This window comes from Streptomyces sp. NBC_01431 (assembly GCF_036231355.1).
In the GTDB taxonomy this organism is placed as follows: domain Bacteria; phylum Actinomycetota; class Actinomycetes; order Streptomycetales; family Streptomycetaceae; genus Streptomyces.
This window is the reverse complement of the sequence record NZ_CP109496.1, coordinates 3,379,306-3,401,368: the sequence shown is the minus strand read 5'-3', so window position 1 is coordinate 3,401,368 and position 22,063 is coordinate 3,379,306. Positions and strand designations below refer to the sequence as shown.

The 22,063-nt window shown below is 66.5% G+C and carries 21 protein-coding genes; 20 read left to right on the top strand and 1 reads right to left on the bottom strand.

All coding sequences use genetic code 11. From position 1 onward, the window contains the following. The first annotated feature begins 231 nt into the window (after nucleotides 1-231). The 6 genes from rpoB to tuf all read left to right on the top strand — a co-directional run bounded on the left by rpoB (nucleotide 232) and on the right by tuf (nucleotide 12,496). The gene (gene rpoB, locus OG522_RS15520; RefSeq protein ID WP_329463568.1) at nucleotides 232-3,717 is read left to right on the top strand and encodes a DNA-directed RNA polymerase subunit beta; all 3,486 of its coding nucleotides are present in this window, start codon (nucleotides 232-234) and stop codon (nucleotides 3,715-3,717) included. Nucleotides 3,718-3,816: 99 nt separating this feature from the next. Further along, on the top strand, nucleotides 3,817-7,716 hold the full coding sequence (locus OG522_RS15515) for a DNA-directed RNA polymerase subunit beta' (protein WP_329463567.1): 3,900 nt from the start codon (nucleotides 3,817-3,819) through the stop codon (nucleotides 7,714-7,716). 418 nt (nucleotides 7,717-8,134) lie between these two features. Further along, nucleotides 8,135-8,506 carry a 30S ribosomal protein S12 gene (gene rpsL / locus OG522_RS15510; protein ID WP_003948652.1) on the top strand — a complete coding sequence of 124 codons (372 nt, stop codon included), beginning with the start codon at nucleotides 8,135-8,137 and terminating at the stop codon, nucleotides 8,504-8,506. Between the two features lie 2 nt (nucleotides 8,507-8,508). After that, the gene (rpsG, locus tag OG522_RS15505; RefSeq protein WP_018101248.1) at nucleotides 8,509-8,979 is read left to right on the top strand and encodes a 30S ribosomal protein S7; all 471 of its coding nucleotides are present in this window, start codon (nucleotides 8,509-8,511) and stop codon (nucleotides 8,977-8,979) included. Between the two features lie 39 nt (nucleotides 8,980-9,018). Next, complete coding sequence (gene fusA / locus OG522_RS15500; RefSeq protein ID WP_329463566.1) at nucleotides 9,019-11,145, top strand: elongation factor G; 2,127 nt, start codon at nucleotides 9,019-9,021, stop codon at nucleotides 11,143-11,145. A gap of 157 nt (nucleotides 11,146-11,302) precedes the next feature. After that, a complete protein-coding gene (tuf, locus tag OG522_RS15495; protein WP_261712259.1) occupies nucleotides 11,303-12,496 on the top strand; it encodes an elongation factor Tu in 1,194 nt (397 codons plus the stop codon). A 90-nt stretch (nucleotides 12,497-12,586) separates the two neighbouring features. On the opposite strand, the gene OG522_RS15490 is transcribed toward tuf, so the two are convergent. Further along, nucleotides 12,587-14,578, bottom strand: coding sequence for a PIG-L family deacetylase (locus OG522_RS15490; protein ID WP_329463565.1), 1,992 nt, complete (start codon nucleotides 14,576-14,578; stop codon nucleotides 12,587-12,589). A gap of 829 nt (nucleotides 14,579-15,407) precedes the next feature. On the opposite strand from OG522_RS15490, the gene rpsJ reads away from it, so the two are divergent. From rpsJ to rplE, 14 genes are all read left to right on the top strand, one after another. Then, the gene (gene rpsJ / locus OG522_RS15485; RefSeq protein WP_003948644.1) at nucleotides 15,408-15,716 is read left to right on the top strand and encodes a 30S ribosomal protein S10; all 309 of its coding nucleotides are present in this window, start codon (nucleotides 15,408-15,410) and stop codon (nucleotides 15,714-15,716) included. A 14-nt stretch (nucleotides 15,717-15,730) separates the two neighbouring features. Further along, complete coding sequence (gene rplC, locus OG522_RS15480) at nucleotides 15,731-16,375, top strand: 50S ribosomal protein L3 (RefSeq protein WP_120721902.1); 645 nt, start codon at nucleotides 15,731-15,733, stop codon at nucleotides 16,373-16,375. A gap of 4 nt (nucleotides 16,376-16,379) precedes the next feature. Then, nucleotides 16,380-17,030, top strand: coding sequence for a 50S ribosomal protein L4 (gene rplD, locus OG522_RS15475; RefSeq protein ID WP_100578119.1), 651 nt, complete (start codon nucleotides 16,380-16,382; stop codon nucleotides 17,028-17,030). Next, the gene (gene rplW, locus OG522_RS15470) at nucleotides 17,030-17,344 is read left to right on the top strand and encodes a 50S ribosomal protein L23 (protein WP_100578120.1); all 315 of its coding nucleotides are present in this window, start codon (nucleotides 17,030-17,032) and stop codon (nucleotides 17,342-17,344) included. The genes rplD and rplW overlap by 1 nt, the downstream gene beginning before the upstream one ends. A gap of 39 nt (nucleotides 17,345-17,383) precedes the next feature. Beyond that, a complete protein-coding gene (rplB, locus tag OG522_RS15465) occupies nucleotides 17,384-18,220 on the top strand; it encodes a 50S ribosomal protein L2 (RefSeq protein ID WP_120721901.1) in 837 nt (278 codons plus the stop codon). 12 nt (nucleotides 18,221-18,232) lie between these two features. Next, nucleotides 18,233-18,514 (top strand): 30S ribosomal protein S19, encoded by a 282-nt coding sequence (gene rpsS, locus OG522_RS15460; protein ID WP_100578122.1) that lies wholly within the window; start codon nucleotides 18,233-18,235, stop codon nucleotides 18,512-18,514. Between the two features lie 43 nt (nucleotides 18,515-18,557). Then, nucleotides 18,558-18,905, top strand: a complete 348-nt coding sequence (gene rplV / locus OG522_RS15455; RefSeq protein WP_004571827.1) for a 50S ribosomal protein L22 — start codon at nucleotides 18,558-18,560, stop codon at nucleotides 18,903-18,905. Continuing rightward, the gene (gene rpsC / locus OG522_RS15450) at nucleotides 18,905-19,747 is read left to right on the top strand and encodes a 30S ribosomal protein S3 (RefSeq protein ID WP_053727609.1); all 843 of its coding nucleotides are present in this window, start codon (nucleotides 18,905-18,907) and stop codon (nucleotides 19,745-19,747) included. The genes rplV and rpsC overlap by 1 nt, the downstream gene beginning before the upstream one ends. A 5-nt stretch (nucleotides 19,748-19,752) precedes the next feature. Beyond that, nucleotides 19,753-20,172 carry a 50S ribosomal protein L16 gene (gene rplP, locus OG522_RS15445; protein WP_053727610.1) on the top strand — a complete coding sequence of 140 codons (420 nt, stop codon included), beginning with the start codon at nucleotides 19,753-19,755 and terminating at the stop codon, nucleotides 20,170-20,172. After that, complete coding sequence (rpmC, locus tag OG522_RS15440) at nucleotides 20,172-20,396, top strand: 50S ribosomal protein L29 (RefSeq protein WP_003966952.1); 225 nt, start codon at nucleotides 20,172-20,174, stop codon at nucleotides 20,394-20,396. The genes rplP and rpmC overlap by 1 nt, the downstream gene beginning before the upstream one ends. Further along, a complete protein-coding gene (rpsQ, locus tag OG522_RS15435; protein ID WP_100578124.1) occupies nucleotides 20,396-20,680 on the top strand; it encodes a 30S ribosomal protein S17 in 285 nt (94 codons plus the stop codon). Before rpmC ends, rpsQ begins: the two co-directional genes overlap by 1 nt. Before the next feature lie 130 nt (nucleotides 20,681-20,810). Continuing rightward, nucleotides 20,811-21,179 carry a 50S ribosomal protein L14 gene (gene rplN / locus OG522_RS15430; RefSeq protein WP_053727611.1) on the top strand — a complete coding sequence of 123 codons (369 nt, stop codon included), beginning with the start codon at nucleotides 20,811-20,813 and terminating at the stop codon, nucleotides 21,177-21,179. Between the two features lie 2 nt (nucleotides 21,180-21,181). Further along, nucleotides 21,182-21,505, top strand: a complete 324-nt coding sequence (rplX, locus tag OG522_RS15425) for a 50S ribosomal protein L24 (RefSeq protein WP_053727612.1) — start codon at nucleotides 21,182-21,184, stop codon at nucleotides 21,503-21,505. Continuing rightward, complete coding sequence (gene rplE / locus OG522_RS15420) at nucleotides 21,505-22,062, top strand: 50S ribosomal protein L5 (RefSeq protein ID WP_053727613.1); 558 nt, start codon at nucleotides 21,505-21,507, stop codon at nucleotides 22,060-22,062. Before rplX ends, rplE begins: the two co-directional genes overlap by 1 nt. Nucleotide 22,063: the final 1 nt, after the last annotated feature.

Here is a 22,063-nt window from a genome sequence, read left to right as displayed (position 1 = left end):
GCGGGTCTCTGAAAATCCGCCCTGGACATCAGTGTGCCGAGTGGCTACACTGTCCCTTTGCGCTGCCTGTTAGCTGTCCCCTGCCCGTCACCAGGGGCATGCCCTCGCTTGAGCACCTCGGATTGAACCGCCCTGACCTGGCCCTCGCGGCCGAATCAGAAACGTCTCTCTCTGTGCCCACGTGGGACCGGTACGCGCGTAGTGAGTCCGAGCCCTCGGAAGGACCCCCTCTTGGCCGCCTCGCGCAACGCCTCGACCGCCAATACGAACAACGGCGCCAGCACCGCCCCGCTGCGCATCTCCTTTGCAAAGATCAAGGAGCCCCTCGAGGTTCCGAACCTTCTTGCGCTGCAGACCGAGAGCTTTGACTGGCTGCTCGGCAATGCCGCTTGGAAGTCTCGGGTCGAGGCCGCTCTCGAGAGTGGACAGGACGTCCCCACCAAGTCCGGTCTGGAGGAGATCTTCGAAGAGATCTCTCCGATCGAGGACTTCTCCGGGTCGATGTCGCTGACCTTCCGCGACCACCGCTTCGAGCCGCCGAAGAACTCGATCGACGAGTGCAAGGAGCGCGACTTCACGTTCGCGGCCCCGCTCTTCGTCACCGCCGAGTTCACCAACAACGAGACCGGCGAGATCAAGTCCCAGACGGTCTTCATGGGCGACTTCCCGCTCATGACCAACAAGGGCACCTTCGTCATCAACGGCACCGAGCGTGTCGTCGTGTCGCAGCTGGTCCGCTCGCCGGGTGTCTACTTCGACTCCAACATCGACAAGACGTCCGACAAGGACATCTTCACGGCCAAGATCATCCCGTCCCGGGGTGCCTGGCTCGAGATGGAGATCGACAAGCGCGACATGGTCGGTGTCCGCATCGACCGCAAGCGCAAGCAGTCCGTCACCGTCCTCCTGAAGGCTCTCGGCTGGACCACCGAGCAGATCCTTGAGGAGTTCGGCGAGTACGAGTCGATGCGCGCCACCCTGGAGAAGGACCACACCCAGGGCCAGGACGACGCGCTGCTCGACATCTACCGCAAGCTGCGTCCGGGCGAGCCGCCGACGCGCGAGGCCGCTCAGACGCTGCTCGAGAACCTCTACTTCAACCCGAAGCGCTACGACCTCGCGAAGGTCGGCCGCTACAAGGTGAACAAGAAGCTCGGCGCCGACGAGCCGCTGGACGCCGGCGTGCTCACCACCGACGACGTCATCGCGACCATCAAGTACCTGGTCAAGCTGCACGCCGGTGAGACCGAGACGGTCGGCGAGTCGGGTCGGAACATCGTCGTCGAGACCGACGACATCGACCACTTCGGCAACCGTCGTCTGCGCAACGTCGGCGAGCTCATCCAGAACCAGGTCCGTACGGGTCTGGCTCGTATGGAGCGCGTCGTGCGTGAGCGCATGACGACCCAGGACGTCGAGGCGATCACGCCGCAGACCCTGATCAACATCCGGCCGGTCGTCGCCTCCATCAAGGAGTTCTTCGGCACCAGCCAGCTGTCGCAGTTCATGGACCAGAACAACCCGCTGTCGGGTCTCACCCACAAGCGCCGTCTGTCGGCGCTTGGCCCGGGTGGTCTCTCCCGTGAGCGGGCCGGCTTCGAGGTCCGTGACGTGCACCCGTCCCACTACGGCCGCATGTGCCCGATCGAGACCCCCGAAGGCCCGAACATCGGTCTGATCGGTTCGCTCGCCTCGTACGGCCGCGTCAACGCGTTCGGCTTCATCGAGACGCCGTACCGCAAGGTCGTCGACGGCCAGGTCACCGACGAGGTCGACTACGTCACCGCCGACGAGGAGGACCGCTTCGTCATCGCGCAGGCCAACGCCGCGCTCAACGACGAGATGCAGTTCACCGAGCCGCGCGTCCTGGTCCGCCGTCGTGGCGGCGAGGTCGACTACGTGCCCGGCACCGAGGTCGACTACATGGACGTCTCGCCGCGCCAGATGGTGTCGGTCGCGACCGCCATGATCCCGTTCCTTGAGCACGACGACGCCAACCGTGCCCTCATGGGCGCGAACATGATGCGTCAGGCCGTGCCGCTGATCACGTCCGAGGCGCCGCTCGTCGGCACCGGCATGGAGTACCGCTGCGCGGTCGACGCCGGTGACGTCATCAAGGCGGAGAAGGCGGGTGTCGTCCAGGAGGTCTCCGCGGACTACATCACCGTCGCCAACGACGACGGCACGTACACCACGTACCGGATCGCCAAGTTCTCCCGCTCCAACCAGGGCACCTCGGTCAACCAGAAGGTTGTCGTCGACGAGGGCGCCCGCGTGATCGAGGGCCAGGTCCTGGCCGACGGTCCCGCCACCCAGCAGGGTGAGATGGCGCTGGGCAAGAACCTGCTCGTGGCGTTCATGCCGTGGGAGGGTCACAACTACGAGGACGCGATCATCCTGTCGCAGCGCCTCGTGCAGGACGACGTCCTCTCCTCGATCCACATCGAGGAGCACGAGGTCGACGCCCGTGACACCAAGCTCGGCCCGGAGGAGATCACCCGGGACATCCCGAACGTCTCCGAGGAGGTCCTCGCCGACCTCGACGAGCGCGGCATCATCCGTATCGGTGCCGAGGTCGTCGCCGGCGACATCCTCGTCGGCAAGGTCACGCCCAAGGGCGAGACCGAGCTGACGCCGGAGGAGCGCCTGCTGCGCGCGATCTTCGGTGAGAAGGCCCGCGAGGTCCGTGACACCTCCCTGAAGGTGCCGCACGGCGAGACCGGCAAGGTCATCGGCGTCCGCGTCTTCGACCGTGAAGAGGGCGACGAGCTGCCGCCGGGCGTGAACCAGCTGGTTCGCGTCTACGTGGCGCAGAAGCGCAAGATCACGGACGGTGACAAGCTCGCCGGCCGCCACGGCAACAAGGGTGTCATCTCCAAGATCCTCCCGATCGAGGACATGCCGTTCCTGGAGGACGGCACCCCGGTCGACATCATCCTCAACCCGCTGGGTGTCCCGTCCCGAATGAACCCGGGACAGGTCCTGGAGATCCACCTCGGCTGGCTCGCCAGCCGCGGCTGGGACGTCTCCGGTCTGGCGGACGACTGGGCCCAGCGCCTCCAGGCGATCGGCGCCGACCAGGTCGCCGCCGGCACCAACGTCGCGACCCCGGTCTTCGACGGCGCCCGCGAGGACGAGATCACCGGCCTGTTCGAGGCCACGATCCCCAACCGCGACGGTGACCGGCTGGTCCAGCCCTCGGGCAAGGCCAACCTGTTCGACGGCCGCTCCGGCGAGCCGTTCCCGGACCCGATCTCGGTCGGGTACATGTACATCCTGAAGCTGCACCACCTGGTCGACGACAAGCTGCACGCCCGGTCGACCGGTCCGTACTCGATGATCACCCAGCAGCCGCTGGGTGGTAAGGCCCAGTTCGGTGGCCAGCGCTTCGGTGAGATGGAGGTGTGGGCGCTGGAGGCTTATGGCGCCGCTTACGCCCTCCAGGAGCTGCTGACCATCAAGTCCGACGACGTCACCGGCCGCGTGAAGGTCTACGAGGCGATCGTCAAGGGCGAGAACATCCCTGAGCCCGGCATTCCCGAGTCCTTCAAGGTGCTCATCAAGGAAATGCAGTCGCTCTGCCTCAACGTGGAGGTGCTGTCCTCGGACGGCATGTCCATCGAGATGCGCGACACGGACGAGGACGTCTTCCGCGCTGCGGAGGAGCTCGGTATCGACCTGTCCCGGCGCGAGCCGAGCAGCGTCGAAGAGGTCTGACGGGTCTGGTGGGGGGCTCTCGCTGAGAGTCCCCCGCCGTCCCCGGACCCCCCTCAGACCATCTTGAAGAATCGACCCCGAAAGAGGGATTGACGACAAGTGCTCGACGTCAACTTCTTCGACGAGCTGCGGATCGGCCTCGCCACTGCTGACGACATTCGTCAGTGGTCCCACGGTGAGGTCAAGAAGCCGGAGACCATCAACTACCGCACCCTCAAGCCCGAAAAGGACGGACTCTTCTGCGAGAAGATCTTCGGTCCGACCCGGGACTGGGAGTGCTACTGCGGCAAGTACAAGCGCGTCCGCTTCAAGGGCATCATCTGTGAGCGCTGTGGCGTAGAGGTCACGCGTGCCAAGGTGCGCCGCGAGCGGATGGGCCACATCGAGCTTGCCGCTCCCGTGACCCACATCTGGTACTTCAAGGGCGTTCCGTCGCGTCTTGGCTACCTGCTCGACCTCGCGCCGAAGGACCTCGAAAAGGTCATCTACTTCGCCGCGTACATGATCACGTTCGTGGACGAGGAGCGCCGTACGCGCGACCTGCCGTCGCTGGAGGCGCACGTCTCCGTCGAGCGTCAGCAGATCGAGAACCGTCGCGACTCGGACCTCGAAGCCCGCGCCAAGAAGCTCGAGACGGACCTCGCCGAGCTTGAGGCCGAGGGTGCCAAGGCCGACGTGCGCCGCAAGGTGCGCGAGGGTGCCGAGCGCGAGATGAAGCAGCTGCGCGACCGTTCGCAGCGCGAGATCGACCGTCTCGACGAGGTGTGGAGCCGCTTCAAGAACCTCAAGGTCCAGGACCTCGAGGGCGACGAGCTGCTCTACCGCGAGCTGCGTGACCGCTTCGGCACGTACTTCGACGGCTCGATGGGTGCCGCTGCCCTGCAGAAGCGCCTGGAGACCTTCGACCTCGACGAGGAGGCCGAGCGCCTCCGCGAGATCATCCGTACCGGCAAGGGCCAGAAGAAGACCCGTGCGCTCAAGCGCCTCAAGGTCGTCTCCGCGTTCCTGCAGACGAGCAACAGCCCCAAGGGCATGGTGCTCGACTGCGTGCCGGTCATCCCGCCGGACCTGCGTCCGATGGTGCAGCTGGACGGTGGCCGCTTCGCGACCTCCGACCTGAACGACCTGTACCGCCGCGTGATCAACCGCAACAACCGTCTGAAGCGCCTTCTCGACCTCGGTGCGCCCGAGATCATCGTCAACAACGAGAAGCGCATGCTTCAGGAGGCCGTTGACGCGCTGTTCGACAACGGTCGTCGCGGCCGCCCGGTCACGGGCCCCGGCAACCGCCCGCTGAAGTCCCTCAGCGACATGCTGAAGGGCAAGCAGGGTCGATTCCGTCAGAACCTTCTCGGTAAGCGTGTGGACTACTCCGCGCGTTCCGTGATCGTCGTCGGTCCGCAGCTCAAGCTGCACCAGTGCGGTCTGCCCAAGGCCATGGCTCTTGAGCTCTTCAAGCCGTTCGTGATGAAGCGCCTGGTCGACCTGAACCACGCGCAGAACATCAAGTCGGCCAAGCGCATGGTCGAGCGCGGCCGCACCGTGGTGTACGACGTCCTCGAAGAGGTCATCGCCGAGCACCCGGTGCTGCTGAACCGTGCGCCCACCCTGCACCGCCTCGGCATCCAGGCCTTCGAGCCCCAGCTGGTCGAGGGCAAGGCCATCCAGATCCACCCGCTCGTCTGCACCGCGTTCAACGCGGACTTCGACGGTGACCAGATGGCCGTGCACCTGCCGCTCTCCGCGGAGGCGCAGGCCGAGGCCCGCATCCTGATGCTGTCCTCGAACAACATCCTGAAGCCGGCCGACGGTCGTCCCGTCACCATGCCGACCCAGGACATGGTGCTCGGTCTCTTCTTCCTCACCACGGACGAAGAGGAGCGCGAGGTGAAGGGCGCCGGTCGCGCCTTCAACTCGACCGCCGAGGCGATCATGGCGTTCGACGCCCGGGAGCTCTCGCTCCAGGCGAAGGTCGACATCCGCTTCCCGATCGGCACCGTCCCGCCGCGCGGCTGGACCCCGCCGGCCGAGGAGGAGGGCGAGACGACCTGGCAGCAGGGCGACTCGTTCCGTCTGCGTACGTCCCTTGGCCGCGCGCTCTTCAACGAGCTGCTGCCCGAGGACTACCCGTTCGTCGACTACTCGGTGGGCAAGAAGCAGCTCTCCGAGATCGTCAACGACCTCGCCGAGCGCTACCCCAAGGTCATCGTGGCGGCGACGCTCGACAACCTGAAGGCGGCCGGCTTCTACTGGGCGACCCGTTCCGGTGTCACCGTGGCTGTCTCGGACATCGTCGTCCCGGAGGCCAAGAAGGCCATCGTCCAGGGCTACGAGGCCCAGGACGAGAAGGTCCAGAAGCAGTACGAGCGCGGTCTGATCACCAAGGACGAGCGCACGCAGGAGCTCATCGCGATCTGGACCAAGGCGACCAACGAGGTTGCCGAGGCGATGAACGCGAACTTCCCCAAGACGAACCCCATCTTCATGATGGTTGACTCGGGTGCCCGAGGAAACATGATGCAGATGCGTCAGATCGCCGGTATGCGTGGTCTGGTGTCGAACGCGAAGAACGAGACCATCCCGCGTCCGATCAAGGCGTCCTTCCGCGAGGGCCTCACCGTTCTGGAGTACTTCATCTCCACGCACGGTGCCCGTAAGGGTCTGGCGGACACCGCCCTGCGTACCGCCGACTCGGGTTACCTGACCCGTCGTCTGGTGGACGTCTCGCAGGACGTCATCATCCGCGAGGAGGACTGCGGCACCGACCGCGGCCTCAAGCTCAAGATCGCGGAGCGGGGCGCCGACGGCGTGCTGCGCAAGACCGAGGACGTCGAGACCTCCGTCTACGCCCGCATGCTCGCCGAGGACGTCGTCGTCGACGGCAAGGTCATCGCGCCGGCCAACGTGGACCTCGGTGACGTGCTCATCGACGCCCTCGTGGGTGCGGGTGTCGAGGAGGTCAAGACCCGCTCGGTCCTGACCTGTGAGTCCGCGGTCGGCACCTGTGCCTTCTGCTACGGACGCTCGCTCGCCACCGGCAAGCTGGTCGACATCGGTGAGGCGGTCGGCATCATCGCCGCCCAGTCCATCGGTGAGCCCGGTACCCAGCTGACGATGCGTACCTTCCACACCGGTGGTGTGGCCGGTGACGACATCACGCAGGGTCTGCCGCGTGTCGTCGAGCTCTTCGAGGCCCGTACGCCCAAGGGTGTCGCGCCGATCTCGGAGGCCAAGGGCCGCGTCCGGATCGAGGAGACCGAGAAGACCAAGAAGCTCGTCGTCACCCCGGACGACGGCAGCGAGGAGACGGCGTTCCCGATCTCCAAGCGTGCCCGTCTGCTGGTCGGCGAGGGCGACGCGGTCGAGGTGGGCCAGAAGCTCACCGTCGGTGCCACCAACCCGCACGACGTGCTGCGGATCCTCGGTCAGCGTGCGGTCCAGGTCCACCTGGTCGGCGAAGTCCAGAAGGTCTACAACTCGCAGGGCGTGTCGATCCACGACAAGCACATCGAGATCATCATCCGGCAGATGCTGCGCCGCGTGACGATCATCGAGTCCGGCGACGCGGAGCTGCTGCCGGGCGAGCTCGTCGAGCGCTCGAAGTTCGAGACCGAGAACCGTCGTGTGGTCACGGAAGGCGGCCACCCGGCCTCCGGCCGTCCGCAGCTGATGGGTATCACCAAGGCCTCGCTGGCGACGGAATCCTGGCTGTCGGCCGCCTCCTTCCAGGAGACGACCCGAGTCCTGACGGATGCGGCGATCAACGCCAAGTCCGACAGCCTCATCGGCCTCAAGGAGAACGTCATCATCGGTAAGCTCATCCCGGCCGGTACGGGTCTGTCCCGCTACCGCAACATCCGGGTCGAGCCGACCGAGGAGGCCAAGGCCGCGATGTACTCGGCCGTCGGCTACGACGACATCGACTACTCGCCGTTCGGCACGGGCTCCGGCCAGGCCGTTCCGCTGGAGGACTACGACTACGGTCCGTACAACCAGTAAGGCCTACGTCTGCCGAAGGGCACCCACTCCGCTGCGGCGGGGTGGGTGCCCTTCGGGGTTTTCCGGTGCGGATCCCGGTGTGCGGGAAGGCGCGGATGGCCGCCTGCTGAGACGGTTTGTCTCACCGGTGGGACGGGATGGGTATGCGGTGACATGTCCCACTGGGTGCGGGGGCCCGTGCGTGGCCATTTGTTTTGACCCAAGTCGATGAGGTAGGTACGCTCAGACCTTGTGCCTGGGGTGTGCCTGGGCTCCGCTGCGTGCCTACGTCCGCAGGGTGAGCTCCTAGACCGGCTACCGCAATCTGCGCCTCTTCTGCCTTCGGGTGGCAGTGTGCAGTATTCGACACACCCGACCGCGTGGGTCGGCGCCGTGTTTCAGGTTAGTTTTACTACGGCACACAGAAACCGGAGAAGTAGTGCCTACGATCCAGCAGCTGGTCCGGAAGGGCCGGCAGGACAAGGTCGAGAAGAACAAGACGCCCGCGCTCGAGGGTTCGCCCCAGCGTCGCGGCGTCTGCACGCGTGTGTTCACGACCACCCCGAAGAAGCCGAACTCGGCGCTCCGTAAGGTCGCGCGTGTGCGTCTGACCTCCGGCATCGAGGTCACGGCCTACATCCCGGGTGAGGGACACAACCTGCAGGAGCACTCGATCGTGCTCGTGCGTGGTGGCCGTGTGAAGGACCTGCCGGGTGTTCGCTACAAGATCATCCGCGGTTCGCTCGACACCCAGGGTGTCAAGAACCGCAAGCAGGCCCGCAGCCGCTACGGCGCCAAGAAGGAGAAGTAAGAATGCCTCGTAAGGGCCCCGCCCCGAAGCGCCCGGTCATCATCGACCCGGTCTACAGCTCTCCTCTTGTCACCTCGCTGATCAACAAGATCCTCCTGGACGGCAAGCGCTCCACCGCCGAGCGCATCGTCTACGGCGCCATGGAAGGCCTCCGCGAGAAGACCGGCGCTGACCCGGTCATCACGCTGAAGCGCGCGCTTGAGAACGTCAAGCCCTCGCTCGAGGTCAAGTCCCGCCGTGTCGGTGGCGCCACCTACCAGGTGCCGATCGAGGTCAAGCCCGGTCGCGCCGCCACCCTCGCGCTGCGCTGGGTCGTGGGTTACTCCCGCGCCCGCCGTGAGAAGACCATGACCGAACGCCTCATGAACGAGCTGCTCGACGCCTCCAACGGCCTCGGCGCTGCGGTCAAGAAGCGTGAGGACACCCACAAGATGGCCGAGTCCAACAAGGCCTTCGCGCACTACCGCTGGTAGTCCGAACCCACATCGAGACCGAGAGAAGACTGAGCCGAGATGGCTACCACTTCACTTGACCTGGCCAAGGTCCGCAACATCGGGATCATGGCTCACATCGACGCGGGCAAGACGACCACCACCGAGCGGATCCTGTTCTACACCGGTGTGTCGTACAAGATCGGTGAGGTCCACGACGGCGCTGCCACGATGGACTGGATGGAGCAGGAGCAGGAGCGCGGCATCACCATCACGTCCGCCGCGACGACCTGCCACTGGCCGCTCGAGGACGTCGACCACACCATCAACATCATCGACACCCCGGGCCACGTGGACTTCACGGTCGAGGTGGAGCGTTCGCTCCGCGTCCTCGACGGTGCCGTCACCGTGTTCGACGGTGTCGCCGGTGTGGAGCCGCAGTCCGAGACGGTCTGGCGTCAGGCCGACCGTTACGGCGTTCCGCGTATCTGCTTCGTCAACAAGCTCGACCGTACCGGCGCCGAGTTCCACCGCTGCGTGGACATGATCGTGGACCGCCTCGGCGCCACCCCGATCGTCATGCAGCTGCCGATCGGTGCCGAGGCCAACTTCGAGGGCGTCGTCGACCTCGTTCGTATGAAGGCTCTTGTCTGGTCCGCCGAGGCCACCAAGGGCGAGATGTACGACGTCGTCGACATCCCGGCCACGCACGTCGAAGCCGCTGAAGAGTGGCGCGGCAAGCTGGTCGAGACCGTCGCCGAGAACGACGACCAGATCATGGAGCTGTTCCTGGAGGGCGTCGAGCCCACCGAGGAGCAGCTGTACGCCGCGGTCCGTCGCATCACCATCGCGTCCGGCAAGGGCGGGGACACCACGGTGACCCCGGTCTTCTGTGGCACCGCGTTCAAGAACAAGGGCGTTCAGCCCCTGCTCGACGCCGTTGTGCGCTACCTGCCCTCCCCCCTGGACGTCGAGGCCATCGAGGGCCACGACGTCAAGGACCCGGAGGTCGTGGTCAAGCGCAAGCCGTCCGACGAGGAGCCCCTCTCGGCGCTGGCGTTCAAGATCGCGAGCGACCCGCACCTGGGCAAGCTCACCTTCATCCGGATCTACTCCGGTCGCCTGGAGGCCGGCACCTCGGTGCTGAACTCCGTCAAGGGCAAGAAGGAGCGCATCGGCAAGATCTACCGCATGCACGCGAACAAGCGTGAGGAGATCGAGTCGGTGGGCGCCGGTGACATCGTCGCCGTCATGGGCCTGAAGCAGACCACCACCGGTGAGACGCTCGCGGACGAGAAGAACCCGGTGATCCTGGAGTCCATGGACTTCCCGGCGCCGGTCATCGAGGTCGCGATCGAGCCCAAGTCCAAGGGTGACCAGGAGAAGCTGGGTGTCGCCATCCAGCGTCTCGCGGAGGAGGACCCCTCCTTCCAGGTGCACACCAACGAGGAGACCGGCCAGACCGTCATCGGCGGTATGGGCGAGCTTCACCTCGATGTCCTCGTCGACCGCATGCGTCGCGAGTTCAAGGTCGAGGCGAACGTCGGCAAGCCGCAGGTCGCGTACCGCGAGACGATCCGCAAGACCGTCGAGCGCGTGGACTACACCCACAAGAAGCAGACCGGTGGTACCGGTCAGTTCGCCAAGGTGCAGATCGCGATCGAGCCCATCGAGGGCGGCGAGGCGTCGTACGAGTTCGTGAACAAGGTCACCGGTGGCCGCATCCCCCGGGAGTACATCCCGTCGGTGGACGCGGGTGCGCAGGAGGCCATGCAGTTCGGCATCCTGGCCGGCTACGAGATGACTGGCGTCCGCGTCATCCTTCTCGACGGTGGCTACCACGAGGTCGACTCCTCCGAGCTCGCGTTCAAGATCGCCGGTTCGCAGGCCTTCAAGGAGGCCGCGCGCAAGGCTTCTCCCGTGCTCCTCGAGCCGATGATGTCCGTTGAGGTCACCACGCCCGAGGACTACATGGGTGAAGTCATCGGTGACATCAACTCCCGCCGTGGCCAGATCCAGGCCATGGAGGAGCGCAGCGGCGCCCGCGTCGTGAAGGGCCTCGTGCCCCTCTCGGAGATGTTCGGCTACGTCGGCGACCTCCGCAGCAAGACCTCGGGTCGCGCAAGCTACTCGATGCAGTTCGACTCCTACGCCGAGGTTCCGCGGAACGTCGCCGAGGAGATCATCGCGAAGGCCAAGGGCGAGTAACTCTTCCGAGTTCACGCTTTAGGCTTGTCACCGGAGCCACTGGGGCATTCGGCGTAAACCACCAGGTTTACGGTGAATGCCCCGGGCCCCGGCATCCCAGCAAAGATCACCTGGCGCCGATGAAGCAAGGCGTACAGAACCACTTCAGGAGGACTCAGTGGCGAAGGCGAAGTTCGAGCGGACTAAGCCGCACGTCAACATCGGCACCATCGGTCACATTGACCACGGTAAGACGACCCTCACGGCCGCCATTACCAAGGTGCTGCACGACGCGTACCCGGACCTGAACGAGGCCTCGGCCTTCGACCAGATCGACAAGGCTCCCGAGGAGCGCCAGCGCGGTATCACGATCTCGATCGCGCACGTCGAGTACCAGACCGAGTCGCGTCACTACGCCCACGTCGACTGCCCCGGTCACGCGGACTACATCAAGAACATGATCACGGGTGCCGCGCAGATGGACGGCGCGATCCTCGTGGTTGCCGCCACCGACGGCCCGATGCCGCAGACCAAGGAGCACGTGCTCCTGGCCCGCCAGGTCGGCGTTCCGTACATCGTTGTCGCCCTGAACAAGGCCGACATGGTGGACGACGAGGAGATCCTGGAGCTCGTCGAGCTCGAGGTTCGTGAGCTCCTCTCCGAGTACGAGTTCCCGGGCGACGACCTGCCGGTCGTCAAGGTCTCGGCGCTCAAGGCGCTCGAGGGCGACAAGGAGTGGGGCCAGTCGGTCCTGAACCTGATGGCCGCCGTCGACGAGGCGATCCCGCAGCCCGAGCGTGACGTCGACAAGCCGTTCCTGATGCCGATCGAGGACGTCTTCACGATCACCGGTCGTGGCACCGTCGTCACCGGTCGTATCGAGCGTGGTGTCCTGAAGGTCAACGAGACCGTCGACATCGTCGGTATCAAGACCGAGAAGACCACCACCACGGTCACCGGCATCGAGATGTTCCGCAAGCTGCTCGACGAGGGCCAGGCCGGTGAGAACGTCGGTCTGCTGCTTCGTGGCATCAAGCGCGAGGACGTCGAGCGCGGCCAGGTCATCATCAAGCCCGGTTCGGTCACGCCGCACACCGAGTTTGAGGCCCAGGCCTACATCCTCTCCAAGGACGAGGGCGGCCGTCACACGCCGTTCTTCAACAACTACCGCCCGCAGTTCTACTTCCGTACCACGGACGTGACCGGCGTCGTTACCCTCCCCGAGGGCACCGAGATGGTCATGCCGGGCGACAACACCTCCATGACGGTCTCGCTGATCCAGCCCGTCGCCATGGAGGAGGGCCTGAAGTTCGCCATCCGTGAGGGTGGCCGGACCGTGGGCGCCGGCCAGGTCGTCAAGATCGTCAAGTAAGTACCCGACGATTGACCTGGTAGCTCGCTGAGCTGTCAGAAGAGCCCCGCACCTTTCGAGGTGCGGGGCTCTTCGCTGTGCCGGGGCGGGTCAGGGCCGCCAGGACCAGGGGGTCGCGTCGACGCCGAGCCCCACCGCGAGCGCCCGCCCGTCACGGACGTACAGCGTGGGCGCCCCTACGGTCACGACACCGCGCGCCCGCTTCAACACCCGCCCCGCGACCGCCAGTTGGACCAGGCCCTTCTCGTCCGTGCCCAGCACGTACCCGTCGGCCGCGCCCACCGGGCCGTACCCGTCGAGCGCGACCGGCTTCGCGGCGCTGCCGTCCAGGTGTACGGAGGTGAGGTGCGGGGAGGCGGGGGAGCCGGGGTCCTGGCGGGCCTTCTTCGGGTCGGTGGACGTGCGGTACAGGAGCTGTACGCCGTCGCCGAGCGGGACCGGGGCCACCGCGTCCACGGCGAGCGGCAGCCTGGAAGGGGCCGGGGCGAGGGGCTTGCCGGGGGCGGACTGGGTCCAGTGGTGCACGGTGTCGGCGCCGGCCGCGAAGACGTGCACGCGACCGCGCCCGTCGACAACGGCGCTCAGCCCCTCCTGTACGGACTCCCCGCCGAGGTCGCGCCAGGGCGACCAGGTGCCGCCGGCCTCCCGGACACGGGTGCTGATGCCCCGGTCGGCGTTGCGCACGAAGAGGTGGACGCGCCCGTCCGGCGTGGTGACCGCCGTCGGCGGCCCGATCCGCCGACCGCGGTCGTCCCCGCGCTCGGGGTTGCCGAGCCCCTTCCAGGCGGTGAACCGCCCTCCAGGTGTGGCCTGTTCGAGCAGAACGACCTCGCGGGTGTTGGCCCCGGCCCGCCCCTGGAGCGAGGAGAACCGCAGCGCGAAGAGGAGCTGTCGCCCGTCGGGGAGGGTCGTACCGCCGAGCACCGGAGCGAGCGGCGAGCCGCCGAGATCCTCGGCGGCGCCCCAGCTGTCATCGGGGCGCCGGCTCCACCGCACGGCCCGCAGCCCGAGCACGCCATAGGCGTGGGCGCCGTCCTCGGACACCAGGAGCCGGGTCCCGGGGTAGCGGTAGTGAGTGGAACGCACCCACCCCTTCCAGTTGGTCAGCGGCCGGTTCCCGCCGACGTTGTAGTCCCCGCAGCCGCCGGGATTCCCGCACTGCCAGTCCTTGCTCCCGCCGTACGGAACGAGGTGCGCGGCCTTCTCGGCGAGCACCTTCGGGGGGAGGTTCTTGGGCCAGTGCCGGTTGTAGTAGGCGCGGTACGCGGTGGCGGCGAACGCGTTGCCCCGCTCGGCGTGCCGGATCATCGCGGCCCAGGCGAAGGAGGCGGCGGCGGTGTGGTCGGCGTGATCGGCGTACCCCGGCTGCTCCGAATCGTGCTGGCGGTCGGCGGGGGAGCTGTGCTGGATGTCCGGGTCGGGGTCGAGGGTCTGGACGAGGGTGGGCGCGTAGTCCTCCAGGATCCCGGCGAGCACATCGACCATGTCGTCGTACGTGTACGCCTTGGCCCGGGTGAGCGGGGACCCGGCGGCGATGACGACGGGCAGTTGCAGACTCCGGTCCTCCCAGAGGCTGGGCAGCCCCATCCGGCCGCCGAGCGGGGTGTGCATGGCGGTGTTGAGGAACACCAACTCCACGCTGCGGCCGCCGTGTTGGAGCCGGTTGACCTCGGCGCGGTGCCCGCCGCGCAGCTCGGCGACGGACTTCTCCCACGGCGTGTACTTGTCGAGCCCGAGGATGGTGGCGTACGCCTGCCGGAGCCCCTGGTGGCGGGCGGAGGAGTAGGCGGCCTTGTCGTAGACGTGCGGCCCGGTGTCACTCACGACCCGGTTGTCCCCGTTGGCCTCCCCGCCGGTGACGTACACGCTGACCAGCGGAACGCCGGAGTCCAGGGTGTGCTGGGTGTCCGGGTTCATGAAGTACAGGTCGTCGTCGGGGTGGGCGAGGATCTGGAGGAGCAGGGGCGTGCGGGGTGCGGCGAGCGGGGCGGCCGTGCCCGCCTGCTTCGCCCGCCCGGTGGTGGGCACGGAGCACCCCGCGACGCTGGCGGCGAGCCCGGCGGCGGCCGCGGTGCCGATCACCCGGCGACGGGTGGGTCCGACTCGGGTGGGCCTGGCTTCTTCGCTGGGCCGCGCGCGACCGCTTGCGTCGTACACGTACGTTCCGTCCGCTGAGTGCCGAGGGGGACACCGGCGATGCTATCGAGGGTGTGCGGGGCGGCAGGCCGGGAGGTGGGCGTAGCGCCGCGGGGGTTGTCGTCGCCGCGGGCCCGGGGCTGTCGCGGCGAGCGTATGGCGGCCAACTGGCAACGAGTACCGCCGAGTTGGCGACAGTCAAAGGTCTGCGTGCGAACAGGTGACCGGCGCGGACGGGTGGCCCGTCGTGGTCGTCGTCGTATCCACCCAGATCGGGGATTGCTGGGGCATACCCGGCGTGGCGCGGGGCACCCGTATGGAGAGGGAGGGGCGGCGCTGGGCACAGCTTGCCCGTGCCGAATGCGTGAGCCCCTGTGACGTGGGGTACGCTTCCCCGCTGCGATTGGCCAGGCCGTGGCCTCGTATGGCAGACTGTCGGGGTTGCTCGGTTGAGTGCCGATGCTGCGCGCCTCCCGCCGGGAGGACCGGAAGCGAGTCCCACAGTACTCGTCGTCCCACGCTTCTCCAGAGGAGGGGCAAGGGGCGGACGTACGGGAATCTTCCGGGAAGTGTCAGCGGGGTGCCGGCCAGGCGCCCGGTGGGTGTTCTGCCCCCGTCTGCGAGGTCTTGTGGCCCGCATCCCCTTGGTTGGGAAATCCCGTATGGGATTTCTGCGTAGAGGGAGTGCGACACGCCCGACCGCGTGGGTCGGAGACAGAGTCGGTAGAACCCTCGGGTCCCAGAGCGTTACGAGACAAAGGACTACTAGGTAGCCATGGCGGGACAGAAGATCCGCATCCGGCTCAAGGCCTACGACCACGAGGTCATCGACTCCTCGGCGAAGAAGATCGTCGAGACGGTGACCCGCACTGGTGCGTCGGTCGCAGGCCCGGTGCCGCTGCCCACTGAGAAGAACGTGTACTGCGTCATCAAGTCGCCGCACAAGTACAAGGACTCTCGCGAGCACTTCGAGATGCGCACGCACAAGCGCCTCATCGACATTCTCGACCCCACGCCGAAGACGGTTGACTCGCTGATGCGCCTCGACCTTCCGGCCGGTGTCGACATCGAGATCAAGCTCTGAAGGGACGGGCCGAGATGAGCAAGAACATCAAGGGCGTCCTGGGCGAGAAGCTCGGCATGACCCAGGTCTGGGACGAGAACAACCGGGTTGTCCCGGTCACCGTCATCAAGGCCGGGCCGTGTGTCGTGACGCAGGTCCGCACGAACGACGTCGACGGCTACGAGTCGGTCCAGATCGCCTTCGGCGAGATCGACCCGCGCAAGGTGAACAAGCCCCTCAAGGGTCACTTCGCCAAGGCCGACGTGACCCCGCGCCGCCACCTGGTGGAGCTCCGCACCCCTGACGCCAGCGAGTACACGCTGGGCCAGGAGATCACTGCCGAGGTGTTCGAGTCCGGCGTCAAGGTTGACGTCACGGGCAAGAGCAAGGGCAAGGGCTTCGCCGGTGTCATGAAGCGTCACAACTTCAAGGGCCTCGGCGCCGGACACGGCGTCCAGCGCAAGCACCGCTCGCCCGGTTCCATCGGTGGCTGCGCCACCCCTGGCCGTGTGTTCAAGGGCGTCCGCATGGCGGGCCGCATGGGCAACGAGCGTGTCACCACCCAGAACCTGACCATCCACGCGGTTGACGCGGAGAAGGGTCTGCTCCTCATCAAGGGCGCGGTCCCCGGTCCGAACGGCGGCCTCGTCCTGGTCCGTACCGCGGCCAAGGGGGCTTGAGGTAATGAGCACCATTGACATCCTTTCGCCGGCAGGCGACAAGGCCGGTACCGTCGAGCTCCCCGCGGAGATCTTCGACGCGAAGACCAGCGTTCCGCTGATCCACCAGGTCGTCGTCGCTCAGCTGGCAGCTGCCCGTCAGGGCACGCACAAGACCAAGACCCGCGGCGAAGTCCGTGGTGGTGGCCGCAAGCCGTACCGCCAGAAGGGCACCGGCCGCGCGCGCCAGGGTTCGACCCGTGCGCCGCAGTTCGCAGGCGGTGGCGTCGTCCACGGCCCGCAGCCGCGTGACTACTCGCAGCGCACCCCGAAGAAGATGAAGGCCGCCGCCCTGCGCGGTGCCCTCTCCGACCGGGCGCGCCACTCCCGCATCCACGTCGTCACCGGCGTGGTCGAGGGCACGGCTTCCACCAAGGCCGCCAAGACGCTGTTCGGCAAGATCTCGGAGCGCGCCAACCTGCTCCTGGTCGTCGAGCGCGCCGACGAGGCCGCGTGGCTGTCCGCCCGCAACCTGCCCCAGGTCCACATCCTGGAGCCGGGCCAGCTGAACACGTACGACGTGATCGTCTCCGACGACGTGGTCTTCACCCAGGCCGCTTTCGAGTCCTTCGTGTCTGGCCCCAAGGCCGATGACAACGAGGGGAGCGAGGCCTGATGGCCGAGATCACCAGCAAGACCTTCACGGACCCGCGCGACATTCTTGTCAAGCCGGTTGTTTCCGAGAAGAGCTACGCGCTGCTCGACGAGAACAAGTACACGTTCGTCGTTAAGCCGGGCTCCAACAAGACCCAGATCAAGCAGGCCGTGGAAGCGGTCTTCTCGGTCAAGGTCACCGGGGTCAACACGATCAACCGCCAGGGCAAGCGCAAGCGCACGAAGACCGGTTTCGGCAAGCGCGCCGACACCAAGCGCGCCATCGTGACCCTTGCTGAGGGCGACCGTATCGACATCTTCGGCCAGGCCTCCTAACGGAGCGCCCTGGTCCGAATATCGGACGAGGACTGAGAAATGGGTATCCGCAAGTACAAGCCGACGACTCCGGGCCGTCGTGGCTCCAGCGTCGCCGACTTCGTCGAGATCACGCGGTCCACGCCGGAGAAGTCGCTGGTCCGCCCCCTGCACAGCAAGGGCGGCCGTAACAACACCGGTCGTGTGACCGTCCGTCACCAGGGCGGTGGCCACAAGCGTGCCTACCGCGTGATCGACTTCCGTCGTCACGACAAGGACGGCGTGCCGGCCAAGGTCGCTCACATCGAGTACGACCCGAACCGCACCGCGCGCATCGCGCTCCTGCACTACGCAGACGGCGAGAAGCGCTACATCATCGCGCCCCGTGGCCTCGGCCAGGGTGACCGCGTTGAGAACGGCCCCGGGGCCGACATCAAGCCGGGCAACAACCTGGCGCTGCGCAACATCCCGGTCGGTACGACCATCCACGCCATCGAGCTGCGTCCCGGCGGCGGTGCGAAGTTCGCCCGCTCCGCGGGTGCTTCGGTGCAGCTGCTGGCGAAGGAGGGCACGATGGCCCACCTTCGTATGCCGTCCGGCGAAATTCGCCTGGTCGACGCCCGCTGCCGCGCCACCATCGGCGAGGTCGGCAACGCCGAGCAGTCGAACATCAACTGGGGCAAGGCCGGCCGTATGCGCTGGAAGGGCGTTCGCCCGTCCGTCCGCGGTGTCGCCATGAACCCGGTCGACCACCCGCACGGTGGTGGTGAGGGCAAGACCAGTGGTGGTCGCCACCCGGTCAGCCCGTGGGGTCAGAAGGAGGGTCGTACTCGCTCGCCGAAGAAGGCATCGAGCAAGTACATCGTCCGCCGCCGCAAGACGAACAAGAAGCGCTAGGAGCGGGTTTAGATGCCGCGCAGTCTCAAGAAGGGACCCTTCGTTGACGGCCACCTCGTAAAGAAGGTGGACGCTCAGAACGAAGCTGGTACCAAGAACGTCATCAAGACCTGGTCCCGTCGCTCGATGATCATCCCGGCCATGCTCGGCCACACGATCGCGGTGCACAACGGCAAGACCCACGTCCCGGTGTTTGTCTCCGAGTCGATGGTCGGCCACAAGCTCGGCGAGTTCTCGCCGACTCGCACCTTCCGCGGCCACGTCAAGGACGACCGGAAGTCGAAGCGCCGCTAACGCGGGGTGGGTAACGACTATGACTTACACCGAAGGGACAACCATGGAAGCCAGGGCCCAGGCGCGGTACATCCGCGTCACGCCCATGAAGGCCCGCCGCGTGGTGGACCTTATCCGTGGCATGGATGCCACGGAGGCTCAGGCGGTCCTGCGTTTCGCCCCGCAGGCCGCGAGCGTGCCGGTCGGCAAGGTGCTTGACAGCGCCATTGCCAACGCCGCGCACAACTACGACCACACCGACGCCTCTTCGCTGGTCATCAGCGAGGCGTACGTGGACGAGGGCCCGACCCTGAAGCGGTTCCGTCCGCGTGCTCAGGGCCGTGCCTACCGGATCCGTAAGCGGACCAGCCACATCACCGTGGTCGTCAGCAGCAAGGAAGGAACCCGGTAATGGGCCAGAAGGTAAACCCGCACGGGTTCCGGCTCGGCATTACCACCGACTTCAAGTCGCGTTGGTACGCCGACAAGCTGTACAAGGACTACGTCAAGGAAGACGTCGCCATCCGTCGGATGATGACGTCCGGCATGGAGCGCGCCGGCATCTCGAAGGTTGAGATCGAGCGCACCCGTGACCGCGTGCGGGTGGACATCCACACCGCGCGTCCCGGCATCGTCATCGGCCGCCGTGGCGCCGAGGCCGACCGCATCCGCGGTGACCTCGAGAAGCTCACGGGCAAGCAGGTCCAGCTGAACATCCTCGAGGTCAAGAACCCCGAGATGGACGCTCAGCTGGTTGCTCAGGCCGTTGCCGAGCAGCTCTCCTCCCGCGTCTCCTTCCGTCGCGCCATGCGTAAGAGCATGCAGGGCACGATGAAGGCCGGCGCCAAGGGCATCAAGATCCAGTGTGGCGGCCGTCTCGGCGGCGCCGAGATGTCCCGCTCGGAGTTCTACCGCGAAGGCCGTGTGCCGCTGCACACCCTGCGCGCGAACATCGACTACGGCTTCTTCGAGGCCAAGACGACCTTCGGCCGCATCGGCGTGAAGGTCTGGATCTACAAGGGCGACGTCAAGAACATCGCCGAGGTTCGCGCCGAGAACGCAGCGGCCCGTGCGGGTAACCGCCCGGCCCGTGGTGGCGCCAACGACCGTCCGGCCGGTGGCCGCGGTGGCCGTGGCGGCGAGCGTGGCGGTCGCGGCCGCAAGCCGCAGCAGGCTGCGCCGGCTGCCGAGGCCCCCAAGGCCGAGGCTCCCGCCGCTGCCGCTCCGGCTGAGAGCACCGGAACGGAGGCCTGACCGAAATGCTGATCCCCCGTAGGGTCAAGCACCGCAAGCAGCACCACCCCAAGCGCCGCGGTATGGCCAAGGGTGGTACGACGGTTGCGTTCGGCGAGTACGGCATTCAGGCCCTCACGCCGGCGTACGTGACCAACCGCCAGATCGAGGCGGCTCGTATCGCGATGACCCGCCACATCAAGCGTGGCGGCAAGGTCTGGATCAACATCTACCCGGACCGCCCCCTGACGAAGAAGCCTGCCGAGACCCGCATGGGTTCCGGTAAGGGTTCTCCGGAGTGGTGGGTCGCGAACGTTCACCCGGGTCGGGTGATGTTCGAGCTGTCCTACCCGAACGAGAAGATTGCTCGTGAGGCGCTCACCCGAGCCGCTCACAAGCTCCCGATGAAGTGCCGCATCGTCCGGCGCGAGGCAGGTGAGGCGTGATGTCGGCCGGAACCAAGGCGTCCGAACTGCGCGAGCTGGGTGACGAGGAGCTTCTCAACAAGCTCCGCGAAGCCAAGGAAGAGCTGTTCAACCTCCGCTTCCAGGCGGCGACGGGCCAGCTCGAGAACCACGGTCGGCTCAAGTCCGTCCGTAAGGACATCGCCCGGATCTACACCCTGATGCGCGAGCGCGAGCTGGGCATCGAGACGGTGGAGAGCGCCTGATGAGCGAGAAGAATGTGACTGAGACGACTGAAGCGCGCGGTTTCCGCAAGACCCGTGAGGGTCTGGTCGTCAGCGACAAGATGGACAAGACCGTCGTCGTCGCTGTCGAGGACCGTGTGAAGCACGCGCTGTACGGCAAGGTCATCCGCCGTACGAACAAGCTCAAGGCGCACGACGAGCAGAACGCTGCCGGCGTCGGCGACCGCGTCCTCATCATGGAGACGCGTCCGCTGTCGGCGAGCAAGCGCTGGCGCATCGTCGAGATCCTCGAGAAGGCCAAGTAAGGCAATTCGCGCAAGCGAATTCCATACAGACAGTCCGAGGGGTTTTCCCTCGGGTTAGTTCCGCCAGGCTCGGCCGGGGCTTGATTCATCAAGCCCCGGCCGGGAACCGGCAGACGATCAGGAGATAGACGTGATCCAGCAGGAGTCGCGACTGCGCGTCGCCGACAACACTGGTGCGAAGGAAATCCTTTGCATCCGTGTGCTCGGTGGCTCCGGTCGCCGCTACGCGGGTATCGGTGACGTCATCGTCGCCACCGTCAAGGACGCGATCCCCGGTGGCAACGTGAAGAAGGGCGACGTCGTCAAGGCTGTCGTCGTGCGCACCGTCAAGGAGCGTCGTCGTCAGGACGGCTCGTACATCCGCTTCGACGAGAACGCGGCCGTCATCCTCAAGAACGATGGCGACCCCCGCGGCACCCGCATCTTCGGCCCGGTGGGCCGGGAGCTGCGCGAGAAGAAGTTCATGAAGATCATCTCGCTCGCGCCGGAGGTGCTGTAAGCATGAAGATCAAGAAGGGCGACCTGGTTCAGGTCATCACCGGTAAGGACAAGGGCAAGCAGGGCAAGGTCATCGCGGCCTTCCCCCGCGAGGACCGCGTCCTGGTCGAGGGTGTCAACCGGGTCAAGAAGCACACCAAGGCCGGCCAGACCGCTCGCGGTTCGCAGACCGGTGGCATTGTGACGACCGAGGCCCCGATCCACGTGAGCAACGTTCAGCTCGTCGTGGAGAAGGACGGCAACAAGGTCGTTACCCGCGTCGGTTTCCGCTTCGACGACGAGGGCAACAAGATCCGCGTTGCCAAGCGGACGGGTGAGGACATCTGATGGCTACCACCACCACTCCGCGTCTCAAGACGAAGTACCGCGAGGAAATCGCGGGCAAGCTGCGTGAGGAGTTCTCGTACGAGAACGTCATGCAGGTTCCCGGCCTCGTCAAGATCGTGGTCAACATGGGTGTGGGCGACGCCGCCCGCGACTCCAAGCTGATGGACGGCGCGGTTCGCGACCTCACCACGATCACCGGTCAGAAGCCGGCCGTCACCAAGGCCCGCAAGTCGATCGCGCAGTTCAAGCTGCGCGAGGGGCAGCCGATCGGCTGCCACGTCACCCTCCGTGGTGACCGCATGTGGGAGTTCCTGGACCGTACGCTGTCGCTCGCGCTGCCGCGTATCCGTGACTTCCGTGGTCTGTCGCCGAAGCAGTTCGACGGCCGTGGCAACTACACCTTCGGTCTCACCGAGCAGGTCATGTTCCACGAGATCGACCAGGACAAGATCGACCGTACCCGGGGTATGGACATCACCGTGGTCACCACGGCGACCAACGACGACGAGGGCCGCGCGCTCCTCCGTCACCTCGGCTTCCCCTTCAAGGAGGCGTAAG

Coding starts and splice junctions, on each gene's coding strand:
- rpsG (WP_018101248.1), top strand. CDS start 8,509: ATGCCTCGTAAGGGCCCCGCCCCGAAGCGCCCGGTCATCATCGACCCG.
- fusA (WP_329463566.1), top strand. CDS start 9,019: ATGGCTACCACTTCACTTGACCTGGCCAAGGTCCGCAACATCGGGATC.
- rpsJ (WP_003948644.1), top strand. CDS start 15,408: ATGGCGGGACAGAAGATCCGCATCCGGCTCAAGGCCTACGACCACGAG.
- rplC (WP_120721902.1), top strand. CDS start 15,731: ATGAGCAAGAACATCAAGGGCGTCCTGGGCGAGAAGCTCGGCATGACC.
- rplD (WP_100578119.1), top strand. CDS start 16,380: ATGAGCACCATTGACATCCTTTCGCCGGCAGGCGACAAGGCCGGTACC.
- rplW (WP_100578120.1), top strand. CDS start 17,030: ATGGCCGAGATCACCAGCAAGACCTTCACGGACCCGCGCGACATTCTT.
- rplB (WP_120721901.1), top strand. CDS start 17,384: ATGGGTATCCGCAAGTACAAGCCGACGACTCCGGGCCGTCGTGGCTCC.
- rpsS (WP_100578122.1), top strand. CDS start 18,233: ATGCCGCGCAGTCTCAAGAAGGGACCCTTCGTTGACGGCCACCTCGTA.
- rplV (WP_004571827.1), top strand. CDS start 18,558: ATGGAAGCCAGGGCCCAGGCGCGGTACATCCGCGTCACGCCCATGAAG.
- rpsC (WP_053727609.1), top strand. CDS start 18,905: ATGGGCCAGAAGGTAAACCCGCACGGGTTCCGGCTCGGCATTACCACC.
- rplP (WP_053727610.1), top strand. CDS start 19,753: ATGCTGATCCCCCGTAGGGTCAAGCACCGCAAGCAGCACCACCCCAAG.
- rpmC (WP_003966952.1), top strand. CDS start 20,172: ATGTCGGCCGGAACCAAGGCGTCCGAACTGCGCGAGCTGGGTGACGAG.
- rpsQ (WP_100578124.1), top strand. CDS start 20,396: ATGAGCGAGAAGAATGTGACTGAGACGACTGAAGCGCGCGGTTTCCGC.
- rplX (WP_053727612.1), top strand. CDS start 21,182: ATGAAGATCAAGAAGGGCGACCTGGTTCAGGTCATCACCGGTAAGGAC.
- rplE (WP_053727613.1), top strand. CDS start 21,505: ATGGCTACCACCACCACTCCGCGTCTCAAGACGAAGTACCGCGAGGAA.